The sequence below is a fragment of the Thalassospira sp. Z349TD_5 genome, assembly GCF_056173045.1.
The window spans coordinates 1,267,750-1,286,411 of sequence record NZ_CM149654.1 but is presented as its reverse complement, the minus strand read 5'-3'; the positions used below and the strand labels follow the sequence as shown (position 1 = coordinate 1,286,411).

General features: G+C 53.4%; 15 protein-coding genes. 4 read left to right on the top strand and 11 right to left on the bottom strand.

Annotation, left to right across the window (positions count from 1 at the left end; translation table 11 throughout):
- Positions 1-25: 25 nt before the first annotated feature.
- From AC0VXT_RS05745 to AC0VXT_RS05735, 3 genes are all read right to left on the bottom strand, one after another.
- Entirely contained in the window at positions 26-2,593 is a 2,568-nt protein-coding gene (locus tag AC0VXT_RS05745) for a response regulator (RefSeq protein WP_475547872.1), read from the bottom strand.
- Between the two features lie 258 nt (positions 2,594-2,851).
- A complete protein-coding gene (locus tag AC0VXT_RS05740; RefSeq protein WP_475547871.1) occupies positions 2,852-4,411 on the bottom strand; it encodes a YbaY family lipoprotein in 1,560 nt (519 codons plus the stop codon).
- 254 nt (positions 4,412-4,665) lie between these two features.
- Positions 4,666-5,556, bottom strand: a complete 891-nt coding sequence (locus AC0VXT_RS05735; protein ID WP_475547870.1) for an SMP-30/gluconolactonase/LRE family protein — start codon at positions 5,554-5,556, stop codon at positions 4,666-4,668.
- Between the two features lie 285 nt (positions 5,557-5,841).
- Between AC0VXT_RS05735 and AC0VXT_RS05730 the strand changes: the two genes are divergently transcribed.
- Genes AC0VXT_RS05730 through fhuB form a run of 4 tightly spaced genes read left to right on the top strand, consistent with a single transcriptional unit; the run spans position 5,842 to position 10,518 of the window.
- A complete protein-coding gene (locus tag AC0VXT_RS05730) occupies positions 5,842-6,618 on the top strand; it encodes an ABC transporter ATP-binding protein (protein ID WP_475547869.1) in 777 nt (258 codons plus the stop codon).
- 10 nt (positions 6,619-6,628) lie between these two features.
- A complete protein-coding gene (locus AC0VXT_RS05725; RefSeq protein ID WP_475547868.1) occupies positions 6,629-7,552 on the top strand; it encodes an iron-siderophore ABC transporter substrate-binding protein in 924 nt (307 codons plus the stop codon).
- Positions 7,553-7,555: 3 nt separating this feature from the next.
- Positions 7,556-8,500, top strand: coding sequence for an ABC transporter substrate-binding protein (locus tag AC0VXT_RS05720; protein ID WP_475547867.1), 945 nt, complete (start codon positions 7,556-7,558; stop codon positions 8,498-8,500).
- Positions 8,497-10,518, top strand: coding sequence for a Fe(3+)-hydroxamate ABC transporter permease FhuB (fhuB, locus tag AC0VXT_RS05715; protein WP_475547866.1), 2,022 nt, complete (start codon positions 8,497-8,499; stop codon positions 10,516-10,518). Before AC0VXT_RS05720 ends, fhuB begins: the two co-directional genes overlap by 4 nt.
- Positions 10,519-10,579: 61 nt before the next feature.
- Here the strand turns inward: fhuB and AC0VXT_RS05710 are convergent, their stop codons facing one another.
- The 8 genes from AC0VXT_RS05710 to AC0VXT_RS05675 all read right to left on the bottom strand — a co-directional run bounded on the left by AC0VXT_RS05710 (position 10,580) and on the right by AC0VXT_RS05675 (position 18,593).
- Positions 10,580-10,981 (bottom strand): GFA family protein, encoded by a 402-nt coding sequence (locus AC0VXT_RS05710; protein WP_475547865.1) that lies wholly within the window; start codon positions 10,979-10,981, stop codon positions 10,580-10,582.
- Positions 10,982-11,084: 103 nt separating this feature from the next.
- Complete coding sequence (locus AC0VXT_RS05705; RefSeq protein ID WP_475547864.1) at positions 11,085-11,495, bottom strand: hypothetical protein; 411 nt, start codon at positions 11,493-11,495, stop codon at positions 11,085-11,087.
- 65 nt (positions 11,496-11,560) lie between these two features.
- Complete coding sequence (locus tag AC0VXT_RS05700) at positions 11,561-13,975, bottom strand: TonB-dependent receptor (RefSeq protein ID WP_475547863.1); 2,415 nt, start codon at positions 13,973-13,975, stop codon at positions 11,561-11,563.
- An 86-nt stretch (positions 13,976-14,061) separates the two neighbouring features.
- Positions 14,062-15,156, bottom strand: coding sequence for a FecR family protein (locus AC0VXT_RS05695; RefSeq protein WP_475547862.1), 1,095 nt, complete (start codon positions 15,154-15,156; stop codon positions 14,062-14,064).
- Between the two features lie 89 nt (positions 15,157-15,245).
- Positions 15,246-15,770 (bottom strand): RNA polymerase sigma factor, encoded by a 525-nt coding sequence (locus AC0VXT_RS05690; RefSeq protein ID WP_475547861.1) that lies wholly within the window; start codon positions 15,768-15,770, stop codon positions 15,246-15,248.
- A gap of 158 nt (positions 15,771-15,928) precedes the next feature.
- Positions 15,929-16,723, bottom strand: coding sequence for an NAD-dependent epimerase/dehydratase family protein (locus tag AC0VXT_RS05685; protein WP_475547860.1), 795 nt, complete (start codon positions 16,721-16,723; stop codon positions 15,929-15,931).
- A 34-nt stretch (positions 16,724-16,757) separates the two neighbouring features.
- Complete coding sequence (locus tag AC0VXT_RS05680; RefSeq protein WP_475547859.1) at positions 16,758-18,047, bottom strand: TRAP transporter large permease; 1,290 nt, start codon at positions 18,045-18,047, stop codon at positions 16,758-16,760.
- Complete coding sequence (locus AC0VXT_RS05675; protein WP_475547858.1) at positions 18,048-18,593, bottom strand: TRAP transporter small permease; 546 nt, start codon at positions 18,591-18,593, stop codon at positions 18,048-18,050.
- Between the last annotated feature and the right edge of the window lie 69 nt (positions 18,594-18,662).

Sequence of the window (18,662 nt, the reverse complement as noted above, 5' to 3'; positions counted from 1 at the left end):
AAAACCAAACTTCAGTCGGCACACCTCATACCGTTTCTGTATCGGTGGTTTCAATCTGTTCAAGAAGTGTTTCCACCGCAGAAATGCGTGTGCGCGTCAATGTTAGAAGCTGTTCAATGACTTCATGTGATGCAGGATTTTCTGCTTCGCTTTCATGAGCCAGAATATTTTCGACATTCTGGGCCAAGGCTTTAAACATTTTCGCATCTTTGGCAGGCCCAATGATGGAAACCATGCCGCTGATGGCCAGCGTTTCGCGAACAATATCAGGTAAAGCTTCACGGCTTGGCCCGTCCCTCAACGCGCCAAGCAACCGGTTCGCATCAGTCACGAATGCTTCAAGCGCATTGACATATCCGCTAATGCGCCCGCCAAAATGCTCGGTAACCGCATCGGTATTAAAGTCAAGGTTCTCGGCCAATTGCAACAATTCCGGTGACAGGTTTTCCGACGCCTGACGACTTTTCCTCTGTTTTGCCCGGATTACATGTCCAGACATTGCATTGACAATTTCGCGCATCACAAACGGTTTGATCACCACATCATTTGCCCCGGATTCAAGGCTACGGTGATGTAGTCCGGCGGTACTATTCGCGGTCATCATAAGAATGGGAATATCTTCGAAGCCGAGTTGACGAATACGTTGAACAGTATCAAAGCCGTTCAAATCAGGCATATGGACATCCATCAAGACAACATCGATCTTGTCTCTGTTCTTTTGAACTGCGCTGATTGCATCATAGCCTCCTGTTGCGGTTAAAACCCGTGCCCCGCTTCGGGACATGAATTCCTTGGCCACTTCGCGGTGCATCTGATTATCGTCAACAATCAGAACCGTATTCCCCGACAAGGGTTCAACCGTTTCATTTCTGGACGTCGGGTCAAACACCGGTTCGTGCATATGTGCTGTCGCATCGGCCACCGCATCCAATAACATTGTCAATGTAACCGGTTTGGTCAAAAACCCATTTAGGATGCGACCACGATCCTCTACATTTTTCGACAGGAAAGAACGGTTATGCGCCGAAATCATGACAATGATCGGTGTAGCCCCACCAACTTGCAGTTCACGTACCTGCTTACTGGTTTCCCAGCCATCCAGCCCCTTCATCCGCCAGTCGATCAGAAGCACATCGTAGGGCTCCCTTAACCCATGCTTGAACTGCATCATGTGCAAGGCCGCCTCACCAGAGGCGGCAACATCTGCGTTCCAACCGATCACGGTTGCCAATTGCTGAAACACTTCGCGCGACGCTTCATTGTCATCAACAATCAAGACCCGCAAATTTTTCAAATGCGATGGCACGACAAAACCGGTCTCAAAAGTCGCGATGCGTTCTACTGGAGCTTTGAAAACCGTTCCCGCAAATTGTTGATACTTGTGATCAACAAACAGCTCCCCGCCCAACTGGGTCGCAATCCTGCGTGCAATCTCAAGATCCAGGCTCATGTCGGGTATCGTCGTGCCCGCGCCTTTGTCTTTGGTCAAGACCTCGACGCTTAGTTCGGAACTTTCATCATCCGGCGTCAGAAGACGTACCCTGACAAGAACCGTTTTACCCTGTTCTCCTCCGACAGCATGAAGAACGAGATGGTAAACAATCTTGACCAGTAATTCCCTGTGGAAAGTAATTGATTTGGCAACGCTCTGGTCTGTGTCAAACAGGATTTCGTTATTTTCAATGTCATGGCTTTGGCCAAGGACAAATGAAATATCGTTCAGCAGCTCGTCCAATCCAAATGTGACGAGGTTTTCCTTCATATGTTTGCTGTCTATTTCCAGAAAAGAGACAAGAGAATCCAGCCTGGTAACGGCTTCGTGGTATATTTTCTGTAACGTGCGGACATGGGCATTTTCCTCAAGCTCGCTCCCCGGAGCACTTGCCAGATCCAGAATCCCTGAGGCATTCTGAAAACGTGTTCGCAAGTCGTAATTCAATTCCCGAAGAAGCAAACGATCATCATCGTGCAGACGCAATTCTTCGCGCGCTTCGATTGCCATGGGCACAGAATATGGTTTTGGCGCATCTGCATTGGGTGAGATAAGAACCAAATTGAAGACCTTCTCTGTGCCCTGCAACCCAATGGGCACAAAAGAAACATGCCCCGTATAAAGATGCTTGCCGTCAATAAAAATTCGTTGATCATCAAGCATGAGTTTACGAAAAATATCGCCTTCTGCATCGAGCATTCCGTTTGGCATAATGGGACGTGTTCCGTCGCCAACTGCGAATTCCGCCTCAACAATCCCGGTATCATCAAACCCGAGTATTTGCTGTGCCCGAAAGTTGCAGGATACAACCTTCCCGGACGCGTTCAAAATCAATGCAGGCGCAGGAATGCTTTCCGTGTAACGGTCAAACGCGCCGCTATCAAATAAATCATCCCATGTGGTCGTGTTCCTATCTGACGAACTGTTTGACAAGTCCAAAACGGTACACACACTTGCAATAAAGGCCAGAACCAGAACGCCCGTCACCGCCAATAACATTGCTCCATCAACACCAAACGATAATGTCGCGAGACAGGCACCGGCAACCAACGCCGCCAGCCAAAGAATCAGAACTTTTGTTTTTGTCAAACCGTTCAGCATGCGCTTCCTAAAAAGAAACCTGTACACCAGATCAGAAGAACAGAGCCTCAACCCAAGGATTTATTCTATCAGCTTTGGTAAACAATTTATCCCGCTCTAAAGAGTAGGTCCGTTTTAAAAGTGGCGAGGCTATATCTCCATCATATATGGTGTCGCGCCCCATTTGACGTCAACCAACATGAAACGGAAAACCCTGCACACGTTAGTGTACAGGGTTCTGTTTTGTATCCGTATTTCTATGTTTGACTTAAATCGTCTTTAACAAGTGTTCTCAGACAACCAGCCGATAAACACCCCATCCTGTTCAAGCCGCTCGTGACTGAAACAGTCCCCACCGGGATAGGCCCCGTTGGCCGGGGTAAACAGAACCTGATTTTCACCGGGCAGGATGTTGGTGGTGGCCTCGACCAATTCGGTGTGGGCCGTACCAAACCCGTCAGACGGCACTAGACAGTCATATCGTCCGCCATTGCCATTAACCGTACGCACCCCGACCATGCCATGGTTGGTCGGCCAGGCTTTCAGTACCGACACCAGATCCCCCGGATTCTCCACGATACATGCATTGATGGCCGGCCACAGGTCTTCGAAATAACGGGTCCATTCATCGTTCCCCGGTTTTTTCAAATCAACGGCCTTAACAAGTGGGAAGTTGCCCGGTGCCAGAGCAAGTGACATCGCATTCGCCGAAACCGCACAGCGCGTGCTCCCCATCGGGCTTTGCCATGTGGCTTCCTGGCCTTTGCCGCGCAAATCGTACTGATCATTGCCGTATTCATAGCCAGATGCTGTACGCTTCTGATCGAGTGCAATCGGTTCACGGCCGGGGAATTCAATCACAACCGTGTTTGCCTGATCGTCAAATCGGGCGGAAAAACGACCCTTGTCCTCACAGACAAAAATCTGCGGTCCGGCAAGGGGGACAGCACTGCTTTCGCTGAGTTTTGCGTCAATCCGTGACAATGCCACCTTGCTTTGGGCAAGTGCGCCGCTGATTTCATGTTCGTCAGGTTCACTTGCTTCGCCGTTGATGGTTTTGCTGCCGTCTGAAAAACGCCCCATCGCGAAATCAAGCTCAAGCGTGTATTGCAACGCGCTGTCTGATGTATTCCCGCCGAAATTGGTGCGTTCGGCGTCCTCGGCAAACCGCAACAAGGTGCCATTGCGATAATAAAACTTCACATCCGAACGACCATATTTCCCAAGGTCGCGATGCTCTTCGACATAGACCGGGACATCATCGGTCGTGACGTATGCCTGATAGCTGACCGTATTGTCGCCATCGCGGTATTGACCGGGGATGACCCGCAAATCGCCAAGTCGGCTTTCGATTGCGGCCACATCGCGCGATACATCCGATCCATTCGTTTTGCGCGCGCCGTCTGACATCGGTCGGGCGATCTGCTTGACCATGATCTCGACGTCACTTGGGGCATTGCCGGTAATGACGCGGTATGCCTGATCATTGCGAAACACAAGATCGCCGTTCTTGTTTATGATCGACGCTTCGACAACATAGGTGAAGCGCGCATCAATCTTGGCAGGATCATAGGGCAGGACAAAGACCATCGGCGGGTTTGAAACCGGATTGGACACGGACGCAATTTCTGTTGCCGGTGCGTCGGCGCGCGACACATCCAAAAGCCGGACAACAAGGCTATTGCTGTCGGGGGATAAGGCAATGCGTTCCCGGTAGGTCACCGTCCCGGTCACTTTTGCTGTATGAGATTGCATCCCCGCGCACCCGGCCATCAGCATCACCATGCTGATTGCACATATCGTGCGCAGCGATCCCCAAGTAAAAGAAAGTCGTTTCATTCTGGCCCCAGTTTGCTCGTATTTTGCTGGCGATTTTTTTTAAGTTCGTTAATCGTGCCGCCAAACATACGTAAAACCAAGGCTAAAAATAGGCAGAGCACCGAAATCAGCCAAATTACATCAATTGGTCATGTAGCAAGACAGAGACAAAGCATCTGGCGATCTATCAGGAAAGGATCCCTGACTTTCAAAACATGCCTAAAATCAGAAATCGGGATATTTAATCCTCATACAATTTCCTCGACCAGTTTGCCTTACCCGGCAAACCGCGTGCAGGCCTGCCCGGCAACATCAGTCCGGATCGACAGAAGCGCCCCTTCCAGCGGATTGCCATTGCCCTCCAACCCGACTGCGGCCGAGGTGATATAAAGCGTTTTAAGGTCCGGACCACCAAACACGCAACTGGTGGGCTGTGTGACCGGCAGTTCGATAATCCGGTCAACCTCCCCGGCCGGGTTAAACCGAATCAGGCATCCCCCGCCCCAGCGCGCATTCCAGATATAGCCATCTGCATCCATCGCCGATCCGTCCATATTGCCGCGGTCCTGCGGGCCAAAGAATCCGCGCGGGTTGGATGGCACGCCGGTTTTCATGTCAAAATCATAGACGTTCAGCGTGTTTTTGATGGTGTCGCCAAAGAACATCTTCGTCCCATCATCCGACCACAGCAAGGTGTTCGAGATACCGATATAGGATTCAAATCGCGTTACATCGCCATCGGCCGTAATCTGATTCAAGGTTCCGGTTGAAACCGTCACTGGCAAATCTTCACCGTTCGGGCCAATGTTGTTTTGCATGGTGCCGTGCCAAAAACGCCCCATCGGATCAACCCGGCTTTCATTCGAACGGTTGCCCGCATGATCGGAATCCGGGGCGACAAACGGCGTGGTTTCCCCACTTTCGGCATCCAGAAACGCCAAGCCATCCGCCAAGGCGACCAAAAGTCCGTCATTTTCACGCGGGACAATTGCGGCCACCGGCTGGTCAAACGTCCAGCTGCGCGAACCACCATCATTGGGGCGCAGTGCATAGGCCGTCTTGCCAACAATATCGACCCAATACAAAACGCCATCCTTGGCATCCCAATGCGGCCCCTCGCCCAAGCTGCAGCGTAAGTTCGGCAAGACCGTTTTAACGTCGGACATGGTGTCTCCCTGATCATTCCTTGCGGTTTTCCGCTTTGTTTTATCGTCTGCGCCCCTGCCCGTCAGCATGGAAAACAAGATCGACAATCATTGACCCATATTGCTACCCGGAATGGGAATTGCTGAAAAGTCATTTTGTATGATGATTGGCATTTTTCAATTTGCAATCGCAACTCGGTTGCATTTACTGCGAGTAATTGATAGGCATTCTCATATTGGGAAGGCGCGCGAGCCATGCTTCGCTGATCGTCTTACCCCATTCCCGTTTTTGCGAGTTCCCGGCACATGTTCGATCTGAAAGACGTCACCTTTAAAAGTGATGGAAAACATCCCAAAACGCTGCTTGATGACATCACGGTCAGCTTCCCGACCGGGGCATTTAGCGCGATTGTCGGCCACAACGGATCGGGCAAAAGCACGTTGCTTAAACTGCTGGCGCGCAAAAACAAACCGGCATCGGGCGACATCACGCTTGATCGCGCCGCCCTTGCCGGGCATGGCACACGCGACTTTGCACGCAAGGTGGCCTATTTGCCGCAAAACCCGGTGGTCCCACCGCATTTAAGTGTGCGCGAACTGGTTGCGTTTGGCCGGTATCCATGGCGCGGCGCATTTGGCCGATATCGGACCGAAGACCACGCCATAATCGACCGCGCCATGGAAATGACCCATGTCACCGAATTTTCCGACCGCCTGGTCGCCAGCCTGTCGGGGGGCGAACGCCAACGGGTTTGGCTGGCGATGCTTCTGGCGCAGGACGCACCCGTCCTGTTGCTGGATGAACCGACATCGGCCCTTGATGTCGGGCATCAGCGCGACATCCTGCATCTGATTGCCACGCTTAAAGACGACATTGGCCTGACGGTGATTGCAGTTTTGCATGACATCGACATGGTTGGGCGGTTTGCCGATCATATTCTGGCCCTGTGCGGCGGACGGACCTGCTGGCAGGGGGATGCCCAAAACTTCATGCGCGGCGATATCCTGCGCGACATTTTCCAAACTGAAATCGACGTCATCGCGGTGCCGGGCAGCACCCGTTTCGTCAGCTATGTTGCATAGGAACGCTAGCATGCAAAAGTTCTTTGCGGCCACCTGCCTGTTTGTGCTGGGCGGGTTTGCCCCGATTTCTGCCGGGGCGGAAACATTCCCCCACGAACTGGGCAGCGCCACCTTTGACGTCACACCAACCCGCTTTGCCACATCGAACTGGTCGCTGACCGAAAGCCTGTTGGCACTGGGGATTGATCCGGTGGCCATCCCCGAAGCCGATGGCTATCGCACCTGGGTGGTCGAACCCGAACTGCCCGAAACATTTGCCGATCTTGGCACCCGCCGCGAGCCCAATTTCGAGGCCCTTCGCGATGCCAAACCCGACGCCATCCTGATCAGTTCGGACGTTGCGATGGCCTATGACAAACTGTCGGGCTTTGCCCCGACACTGGTCTATTCGATTTATAATACAAATACCGGCGAGCCTGCCATCGACCGGGCCGAGGCATTGCTCCGCAACCTTGGAAAACTCGCGGGAAAATCCGACACCGCCGAACAGGTCATCGCATCCGCCAATGACCGGATCGCGGCTGCGGCGACCCGCATACGGACATCGGTCGGCGATGATGCGACATTTGCCATCGTGCGCATTCTCGATGACGCGCATTTTCGCATCCATGGCAAAAATTCACTGTTCGGGTCTGTTTTAAACCGGATGGGATTTGCCAATGCCTGGACCGGGGACGTCAACAGTTGGGCCTTTCGCAATGGCGATGTGTCCGACCTTGCCAAGCTGGGCGATGTGCAATTTGCCCATGTTGAACCGGTCCCGCCCGCCGCCAAGGCAAAGCTGTTTAATTCCGCCATCTGGAAGGCCATGCCGTTTGCGCGCAATGGTCATGTCTATGACGTTCCGGCAAGCTGGTCGTTTGGCGGGGTATTGTCTGGTGCACGGTTTGCCGAACAGCTTGCCGATGCGGTTACTGCTGCCAACGGATCCTGAGTAATGAAAATCCTGCGCCTGTTTGTTTCCTGCCTTGCCATTCTTGGTGTTTTGGGCGTCTTGCCCGTGTTCCTTACTGGCCGCGCATCCGCCGAACCCATTGTCATTGAACATGAACGCGGGATGCTGACCCTTGATCACCCGGCCAAACGGATTGCCGTAACCAACTGGGCCTTTACCGAAACCGTGATGGCGCTGGGGCTTGATCCGGTCGCGATTGCCGATCCGGCCGATTACCGTGAATGGGTTGCCAAACCTGACTTGCCGGAAAACTTCACCGATATCGGACAGCGCGGATCGCCAAACCTTGAAGCCCTGCGTGCGGCCAAGCCCGACCTGATCCTGATCAGTCAGGAACTGGAAATGGCCTATGAAAACCTCTCGGACATTGCGCCGGTGATGGTTCTGTCGGTTTATGACGACGGCAATGTCGCGTTTGATACCGCCAGCGATATGATGCGTAAAGTTGCCAAGGCCATCGGGCGTGAGGCAGAAGGCGAGGCATACCTTAAACAAGTTGATGAAAAACTTGCCGAGTATGGCGCGCGGGTGCGTGCGGTTCTTGGCGACGGCAACAAGATTACAATTGCCAGCTTCTATTCAGAAACCAACATCGGCGTGTTTGGTGCCCCATCCCTGCCCGGTTCAGTCTTAAAGCGTATGGATGTCCCAATGTCCTATGACGGACCGGTATCAAAATGGGGCTTTGCCCGTGGCGGGCTTGAAATCCTAGCCCCGCTGGCCAAAACCACCTTGGTCTATACCAACCCAATCCCCGACGTGATTTATCAGAAAGTCTGGTCATCCCCGATGTGGAAAGTCATGGATTTCGTACGCAACAATCGGGTCTATGAGCTGCCGGTCGTCTGGGCCTATGGCGGGGTGGCATCAGGCTTGCGCTTTGCCCGGCTTTTGGCCGAAAGCCTTGAAAGCGGCCCCGTGCAATGAGCCCGACCGCCCATCTGGACATGAAACGTGCATTTCCCCGCACGCCGACCATCTTGCTTGGCGTTCTAGCGCTGTGTTGTCTTGGCGTGCTGATTGCTGATTTCTGGCCGTTTTTGCAACGCGGTCTTGCCGGTCAGGTGATCCTGTCACCCGATGAAACCGACTTTGACCAGATCCTGTTTCATTACAGCACCCTGCCGCGTCTTGCGATGGCGTTTCTGTGCGGCGCTGGGCTTGCCCTTGCCGGGGCGGCAATCCAGACGGTTTTGCGTAATCCGCTGGCATCGCCGACCACCCTTGGTGTCGGGGCCGGTGTTGAATTTGCCCTGACGATCTTCATCCTGATTGCCCCGGCCTCCGCCGCGATGTTTCAGGAGGCCTTCGCGCTTGCCGGGGGGATGATTGCGCTTGGGGCTGTGTACCTGATCGCAGCCAAACGCGGCAATGCGACTTTGTGGCTTATTCTGGCGGGGATGATTGTTAATCTGTTGCTGCAATCGGGCACGCAGGTTTTGCTGTTGTTTAACGAACAGTATTTGCAATCGGTCTTTATGTGGGGGGCCGGTGATCTGGCCCAGAATGGCTGGGATGCCACCCTGTTTGTGCTGCCGCGTGTTGCGGTTGGCATGATTGCGGTATTGGCGCTGTCACGCCCATTGGACCTTTTGGCGCTTGGCGATGATACCGCCAGTTCACTGGGGGCCAAGGTCACGGTTTTGCGCCTGTTGATCCTTGGTTTTGCCGTGTTCATCACCGCATCGGTGATTTCAGCCGCTGGCATGATCGGCTTTGTCGGTTTGGCTGTGCCCGCCGCCTTGCGGATTGCCGGATTGACCCGGTCGCGCGATCTTATGATCTATTCGGTATTTACCGGTGGATTTGCGTTGCTGTTCATTGATTTCATTGTGCGTCAGTTTAACGGGTTAGGCGGTGACATCTTGCCGACCGGGGCGGCAACGGCCTTGTTTGGCGCACCGTTTATCATCCTGATCCTGCGCAAAGCCCGGATCATGCCCGGAAACCAAAGCGACGATCAGCACAGCGACCAACAGATCATTTCCAAAACCGGGTTGAGCATCCTTTTGACCGTCACCCTTATTGTTGGTGTGGTGTTCTCGCTGTTTACATCGCTTGACGGGAATGGTTTTGCCGTTCTGGGCTGGACCAGCCCATGGGGCGATAGCAGCTTTGATATCCTCACAGGACGGGCGGAACGGACCTTTGCCGCGATGATTTGCGGGGCCGCCCTTGCCGTCTCAGGCACCCTTATTCAACGCGTTGGACGCAATCCGCTGGCCAGTCCGGAAATCACCGGGGTCAGTTCGGCCACCGCATTGGCGATTATCATCGCACTGGCCATTTTCGGGGTTGGACAGCGCGCTGATCTGATGCTGGTCGGGGCGTTTGGCGGGATCATTTCGTTGATCGTGTTACTCGCCCTATGTCGTAAATTCACCCATGCGCCGCATTACATGTTGCTGAACGGCCTGGCACTCACCGCTATTCTCGGGGCCATCGTGCGCATTGTGCTGACCCGCAGTGGCACACAGACATCAATGCTGCTGTCGTGGCTGGCGGGTACGACCTATTTCACCAATATGGAGGAGGTGATGATTGTCGCGGGTGTTACCGGTGTCTTGCTGATTGTTGCGATTGCCCTGCGCCGTCCGCTTGAGTTGGCATCCCTTGGCACGGATCAATCGGTGTCGCTTGGCCTTGGCATTTCAACGTTCCAGTTCGCCATGATGTTGCTGGCCGCCATTCTGGCCGCCGCGGCAACGCTTCTGGTTGGGCCGCTCAGCTTTGTCGGGCTGATGGCACCGCATCTGGCGCGCGTGGCCGGATATAGGCTGGCAGGTGGGCATTTGCTGGGATCGGTTTTGATCGGGGTCAATGTAATGATGGTGGCCGAATGGCTGGCACGCAACATGCTGTATCCACAACAATTGCCAACCGGCCTGATTGCCGCATTGATCGGGACCAGCTATTTCCTGATCCTCGCCGCACGCAAACGATAGTTGCCGACACAGGCGTCTCCGGTTTCCCTAACGCCTGTGTCGCCGGATCCGTACGTCGGCATCAATTTGACGGGATGTAGTCACCGTCAAACTTGATCAAGTCATCCTTGATCTCATACCAATCGGGTTTGGATGCGGTATGGATATGAACCGACGGACGAATTTTCGGATCATCATCCAGTGCTGATGCCGCAACCACATAGATTTTCTCCGGCGACATATCGCCCAAAGATGTCCCGCATTCCTTACAAAAGCAACGTTCAAACTTTCCATCCGGCCCTTTGTAAAGGCCAATCAACTCTTTACCCGACAGGAGATGAAAATCATCGGCCTTGCCAATCACCACCGCAGAAAACACCCCGGCAGCCTTACGACAGCGTGAACAGTGACAGTAACTCAGCGATGACGGTTCACCGGAAATCTCGAACCTGACATTCCCGCACAGACAGCTTCCCTTGATCATTTCACATCCCGATTTTATGCTTCAAAGGAAAAGAACATATCATGAACATTTAGCGCCTGCCAGCAACAATACCCCTGATGCGCGTCCATCATCCTTTTTGGTTTCACTCACCCAATTCAGGCGGCCAATTCTTTGCCATCTCGAATGCGCTATCCAGCGTTCGTGCATATTTCATTGGAAATGGCAGAATGCGGGCGAAGTTGCTGTTCTCAACTTCTTCGGTATGATCATGCACATGGCCATCACCGTGATGATGGTCTTGTTCGACACGGATCACACCCTTGGCAAACACCGTCAAGCGATCGTGGTTTTGCTTAAACCATGCAGCGGCCTGTTTGCGGGTTTCGTGATCCTGTTCCGTCATGCCTTTGACCAGCATGATCAGAACGGCCGGTTCGCTGCGTTTTGCAAAATCATCAAGCGCTTTGATATAGGCAGCCCCATCAGCGGGGCTTTGCGCATCAATCATTTCAAACAAAACGATATCGGTTCCATGGGTACTTGATCTGAACATCTGCTCCCTTAATGCCAATGGCCCGGCAGATTTCCCGCCGGGCCTGAATTCAAATGGAATAGGACTTAAAATTCGCGCCGGAACCCCAACATAACGGTTCGGCCATGTCCGGCGACGGAATAGCCACGCAGGGCGGTTGCCGCCGGGTTTTCATAGCTGGCGTCAAAGATGTTTTCGACCCCAAACCGCGCCGTCCCACCCAGCATCGGATAATTTGCCGACAGGTTAAAGACGAGGCTGGATTTGATCTTTGCATCTTCGATTTTATTGCGCGGGGCGGTGTATGTGCCGTCAAACCGCATGTTCAGATCATCCCAGACGTAGCTGTCAACATAGCCGGTAAAACGGAACGGCGATGGAATGCGGTTATTGGGCAACCAGTCATCAAGATCGCCGTCCTCGTCGGTGTCATAACGTCCTTCAACATAGGATGCCAAGGCACCGACAAAGGTCTCTTCGCTGATGTCGTATTCGGCACTGAGTTCGGCGCCAAGAATGCGTTCTTTTTCCTGACTGAGCTTGTTGGTTGACGAATCAAAGTTATCGCCGCGCTCATTGGTACTCATATAAACAGCGCCCGTGGTGCGAAAATCGGTCCCAGCATAGCGTGCGGCCAGCTCATAGGTTTTGACCTTGGACGCCTCAACATCGATATCGGCGAAATCAAGCGGAATGCCGGTCAATCCGGCCCGGCGGGTATAGGCCCCAACATCGGGAACAGAGAACCCTTCGCTGTAACTGAGCGAGGTATCAATTTTATCAGTCCAGTGCACCACTGCCGAGGCGTTATAGGTCACCGCATCATAGGTCGTGTTGCCACCAGTAAAATCGGCTGTTCCGAAATAGGCCTGCCCGACACCGCCGACATAGCGCATATAGTTCGGGCGGGTGAAATCCTTGACCGTCAGGTTATATTTTTCATAGCGCACCCCACCCGACAGGTCGAGGTATTCGGTCACCGGCGCGGACAGTTGGGCAAAGACCGCCTTGCCATCCTGCGTCATTGGGGCACCAATATCGCGCCCACTGACCGCGCGGTATTTGACATCATCATATGTCAGGTCCCCACCCCAACTAACCGTCATGCCGTCATAGATCATATCAAGCGACGTATCAGTCGAAAGCTTGACCCCGGTTTTCACTGTATCGATCACCGACTGGCCCAGCGGGTCTTCGGTTGCGGGGCTACCGGGCAGTGCGACCAGCGCAAAGTTATAGGTCGCGTGATATTGCGCGCTCGCGGCCTGTTTATAGCTGTCATTGTAAAACAGCTTAAGATCGCCAACGCCAAGCTTGCCAAAGTCATATTCATATCCGGCGGTGAAATACTGGCTTTCATCCTCAAGCGGCTGGGCATTATACGGCGCGTTATAATCAACTGAAATCGGATCGGTGGTCAGATCAGGATAATATTCAATGTCCTGACGAAACCGAACAACTTCGCTCGACAGAAACAGACGATGCCCATCAGCCAGCGTCAGGCCAGTTTTTGCAAAAATATTGAGGTCCTCGGCATTATCAAAACCGCCCTGCCCCAGCATTGCATCGGACGGCATCTGATTGCCATAGCCATCGTAATAGTTTTCTGATTTGGCGCCGGTGATGCTGGCAGCGTAATCCACCGCACCAACACCGCCACTTCCCGACAGGGTCAGGGATGGGGCAAGACTGTCACCAACATCTTCGGTAAAGGCCTTGATATGACCATCAACCGAAAAGGTGTTTACCCCGGCCTCGCCGGTTTTGGTGATGATGTTGATGGTTGCCCCGGTGGCACCATCACCGTTCATGGCGTTTGATCCGGGGATGACTTCGATGCTTTCGATCTGGGCGACATCAATCATCGACAGAATGCGGCTTGAATTACGAAGCGGCGTATTGCGCGAAATCCCGTCGACCAGCACCTGCACATCACGCCCCCGGAATGTTTCGGTACTGCCAATCAGGCTTTGATCATCAAACATAAAGCCCGGAACGGAATTGCGAATGACGTTGGTGATATCGCTTGTTTTCGCCAGCTGGGCGTCAATCTGATCGCGACCAATCACCACAACGGATGGCGACATCGATGTGATGGAACGGCGCGACCGCGTGGCACTTACGACGATGTCAGGAAGGACCATCGAGCTATCGGTTTGCTGTGCCGCCAGTGGGAAAACCCGCACGCTGTCTTCGGTAACGAATTCAAAGCTATGCCCGGACCCTGCCAGCAAAGCCGTCAAGGCGGCTTGTGCGTTGAACTCCCCGCTGACCGACGGGCTGTTAAGCCCCGAAAGGTTGCCCTGAACAATCAGTTGAAGACCGAACTGCCCGGTCAATTGATCAAGTGCCGTCCGCAAATCGCCCGCAGTGATCGCCACCACTTGCGGTGTGCTTGCGCCAGATTGCGCAAATGCGTTTGGTGTTGAAATCCCCAGCACGGCGGCAACCAGCGCACTGGTACCCAGCATGCGTGCTTTTGTCATTTTCGTGTTTTTCACGCGTTTTCCCCAAGATCAGAAATAATAATGCAACTCACTATTATCCTCATGACGCATGGGGACGGGGTTTGAGGATGTCGGTTATGCTATTTTTTTGAAATTATTTCGAAGCCACCCGGAAAGGATTGCTTTTTAAGTGCGTAAGCACCGAGCACTGCGGCAATTGCACTTTGCGGTTTGCTGAGGTCAAAGCTGCCGGTGACATAGACATCGCCCAAAAGTGGATCAAGAACATAGGTTTCATCGGCGATCAGGGGCGTGATTTTTGCCAGAAGTTCTTCAAGTGGCATGTCTTCTGCGATCCATCGGCCATCGCGCCATGCGGCCAACCGATCAATGTCGTAGGCGCCATAGCGCATATCGCCCTGTGCGCCCTGCCATGCAGCATGTCCGGCGGACAATTGCGCCAATCGAAGATCGCCGCTTAGAACATCAACCACACCTTCGCGGACTTCGACCCGCGGATGACCCGCCCAGTTTGACGCGGCAAATTCCGTACCCACCGCACGCGCCACCAGATCACCGACACCAACGCGAAGCGGACGTGATGTGTCCTTTGTCACCTTGATATAAATACCGCCCTGCAGCACCGTGATATCGCGGAACTCCGGCGTATAATCGATGTTTAACCGTGTGCCCGGTTCCATCCAGATTTGCGACCCGTCGGGCAAGTCATGGATTTGCGAAATGGCATTGGCCGACTTTTCCGCCATCAGGTCGGGATCAGGGCGCACCGCACCAAAAACAAACAATGCGACAATCACCATCAAGGTCGCCACCGCGATAACGGGTCTGAATTTCCGGTTTACCGGACGCATGCCCGGCAACCGCCCCGGCCCACCACCCAGAGCACCAAGGCGTTCAAGATCATCGCGAATGCCATCAAGATCCGTTTGATCAAGCGCACGCGGCATATCTTTTGATACGTTATGTGATGATCGGTTTTGATCAACCGCAAGCGGCCCGGCAGGGCCTTTGGCGTCGGCGGCCACAATTTCCATACTGCGCCATGTCTGGCGCGCCCGGTCGAGCAACCCCAAATTTTGCGGCGATGCCGCCAGCCAGTGATCAAACGCAACCTGCTCGGCGCGGTCAAGATCACCGCCGTCAAACCGGACGGCCCAAAAATCGGCAATGTCCTTGTCGCATGTGCAATCGTCAGGATAACGGAATTCTGTCATGGCAATTTTGCGGCCCGGCCTTTGATAAAGTGTCTTATTGGTTAAATGACGTTCGGAACGGGGAAATGAGGATATCAAGGAACAATCCCCTAATTCTCATGTCTCGCCAAGACTTCCCGACAATGCTTTAACGCAGTTCGCAAATGCTTTTCCACCATATTACGACTAACCCCAAGCTTTTCTGCCGCCTCGGCCGGGGTCAGATGGTCACGTTTGCACAAAAGAAACGCTTCGCGACAGCGTGGTGGCAAACTTTCAACCGCCGTTGCAATGATATCAAGCCGTTGACGATCTGAACTGATTTGTTCGGGTGTCGCGTAAAGATCACCGCTGCCCGTCATCTCGGAGATGTCGGCAGGATCGCTAAATTCCAGCGGGTTGCGGCTTTTCCGGCGCAGAACATCAATCGCCAGATTGGTCGCCATGCGCATCAAATAGGCCGGCGGATTTTCGACTTCTTTGGGGTCAACATCCCGGCGGCGCAATTGCACATAAAGATCCTGCAACACGTCCTGGCTTTCCTCACGCGTGGGCAGGTATTTTTCCACCTGACGCAGAAGACGCGGATGATATTGTTGGTAAATTCCATCCCAGAAACGGTCACTGGCCGCCATACTCATACACCGGCATAATCAATAATGATAACGGTTATCATTTTCAATGACGGTTATAGTCGATGAGAAACAATCGTCAATCCCAAAGATGAAAGGCCCGCACATGCGGGCCTTTCAGGCATCTTACCAAATCAGATTATTGGTGCCGTTTTCTCAACTCAGTCTTCGAAATGACCTGTCGAAGCAAAAGGTCCACCTTGATAAATCACTGCCGGGTCATGGCGGTCTTCGGCCTCAGAGGCGGCTTCAATTTCCGCGCGAAACTGCTCGGAGCTGTCTTGGGGGTTCCATCCCAAAAATGCGGCGTGGTCGTTGCTCCACCATTTTGCTGCGTTGTTTGAAACGCCATACATCACCAAATGGCCGGTCATCGGTGCATCAAATACCGCCTTCATCAGAGAAATGAAATCGCGCGGGCTCATCCAGGTTGACAGCATCCGGCGATTACGCGGCTTTTCAAAGCACGACCCGATACGAAGCGACACGGTTTCCACATCGAACTTGTCGTTATAGTAACTCGCCAATGCCTCGCCGTAGCATTTGGTCACGCCATACAGGCTATCGGGGCGCTGTTCGGAGGCCTCATCAAGTTTGGTGGTGCGCTTGTGAAAACCAATGGCATGGTTTGAACTGGCAAACAGGATGCGGGGTTTGCCATTCTTGCGCGCCCCTTCATACAGGTTATAGGTGCCCAGCAAATTGGCCTGAAGCAGGTCATCAAACGCGGCTTCAATCGAAATACCGCCCAGATGAACGATACCGTCAACATCCTTGGTCAGTTCATGCACGGCAGCACGGTCGGCAAGGTCACACTGAACGACTTCCTCGTTCGGCCCGGCCGGGTCCATCGGGGAAAGGTCCGACAGGCGAAGCACATCGGCATAGCCTTTAAGGCCTTCGCGACAGATTTTACCAAGGTTGCCGGCGGCACCGGTAATCAGCAAACGTTTCATCGTATTCCTCTTTGATATGCGTCTTGATCCGCGATCAGTTACCGCCAAACACAAGGTTGGGCAAGGTCATTGAAATCGCTGGAATATAGGTTGTCAGGATCAGGGCTGTCAGGATCGCCAGATAAAATGGCCAGATCGAGCGCACCGCGTGTTCGATTTTAACCCCGCCAATCGCACAGCCGACAAACAGGCAAGACCCCACCGGCGGCGTGCACAGGCCAAGGCCCAAGTTCATCATCAGCACCATGCCAAACTGGATCGGGTCCATACCAAACTGCACCGCCAACGGCAGGAAGATCGGCGTACAAATCAGGATCAGGGCCGCCATATCCATGATCATGCCCGCCACAAGCAACATGACATTGATCATCAACAGAACCATGATCGGATTGTCCGTGATCGCTGTGATGGCATAGGCCAACTCATCGGGCACCCGGTAAAATGCGAGCATATAGCCATAGGCCGAGGCACAGCCAACCAGCAGCATCACAAGCGATGTGGTCTTGGCCGACTGTTTGACTGCGGCGATAAACCCGTCCCAATTCAATTCACGGTAGACAAAGCCGGTAATGATCAGCGCATAGGCCACCCCGATGGCACCAGATTCCGTCACGGTGAACACACCGCTTAGAACCCCGCCAACAATGATCACGGCAGTAAAAAAGCCCGGAAGAGCACGCACCGCTGTGCGCCAAACCACCGACCAGCCAGGGAAGGGCTGCGACGGGTAACCATGTTTGATCGCGACAAGCCACGTCGCTAAGCCTAGCAACAGGCACATGATAATGCCCGGCACCACACCGGCCATAAACAGCTTGGAAATTGAAATCCCGCCACCGGCCGCCACCGCATAAAGGATCATATTGTGGCTGGGCGGGATCATGATCCCGGCGATGGAGGATGTGACCGTCACGTTGACCGCGTAATCGGCCCGATACCCTTCCTTTTTCATCACTGGAATAAGGATAGAACCAAGGGCGGAGGTATCGGCAACGGCGGATCCCGAAATACCACCAAATAGCATGGATGAAAACACGTTCACAATGCCAAGCCCGCCCCGGCGACTGCCGACCAGTGCTGTGGCAAATTGCACCAGCCGGTTGGCGATCCCGCCATGAAGCATCAGCTCCCCGGCAAAGATGAAAAACGGAATGGCCAGCAATGAATATGAACTAACACCTGAACCGATCCGCTGAAAAGCAATCAGGCTCGGAAGACCTTCAAAGAAAAACGCGCCAAGGGCGGCAACACCAAGCGCGATGGCAACGGGCATGCCAATGATAATACCAATCGCAAACACGCCCAACAGAATGGTCATGCCCATTTATTCAACATCCTCGTTCAAAATTTTCTCGTTGTAGAATTTGGCATTGGAAATTGTTTTCCAGTGGCAAAGGATTTTAAGGATATGGACAAGGCTGTAAAACGCGATACCGGCCCCACACACAGCCATCGGTACCGAACGCCAACCGTCGGAAATATGGATGATCGGCATCTTCTTGGCCCAGTTAAAGGCCATTAAATCCACCCCACCGATCAGCATCCAGTAGCCAAACCACGCCATCGCACAATAGCTAAAAACAGCAATCCCTGCCGCCACCCTTGATGGCAAAGCGTCACGGAAAAACGACACCGCTAAATGGCTATTGTCGCGCATGCCAGCAGCAGCGACCGGAAATGTAATAAGAACAATAAGGATCAGGGAAACTTGCTCAACCCAAGTTGGCGTAGCGTTAAGGACATAACGCCCAAACACAAGCCAGGCAAAGGTAGGGATCAAAGATATCAGCGCCAAACCACCAATTAGGTTAAGCACGCCAGCAAGACTGCCGCCCAGTCGGTCAAGCCCGTTAACAAGCCGAAAAAACATCGAACCGCCGCCAGAATGTAGTTAATTAAAAACAGAAGTAAGCCATCGGGCAAGAAAGGGCAGCGAAAT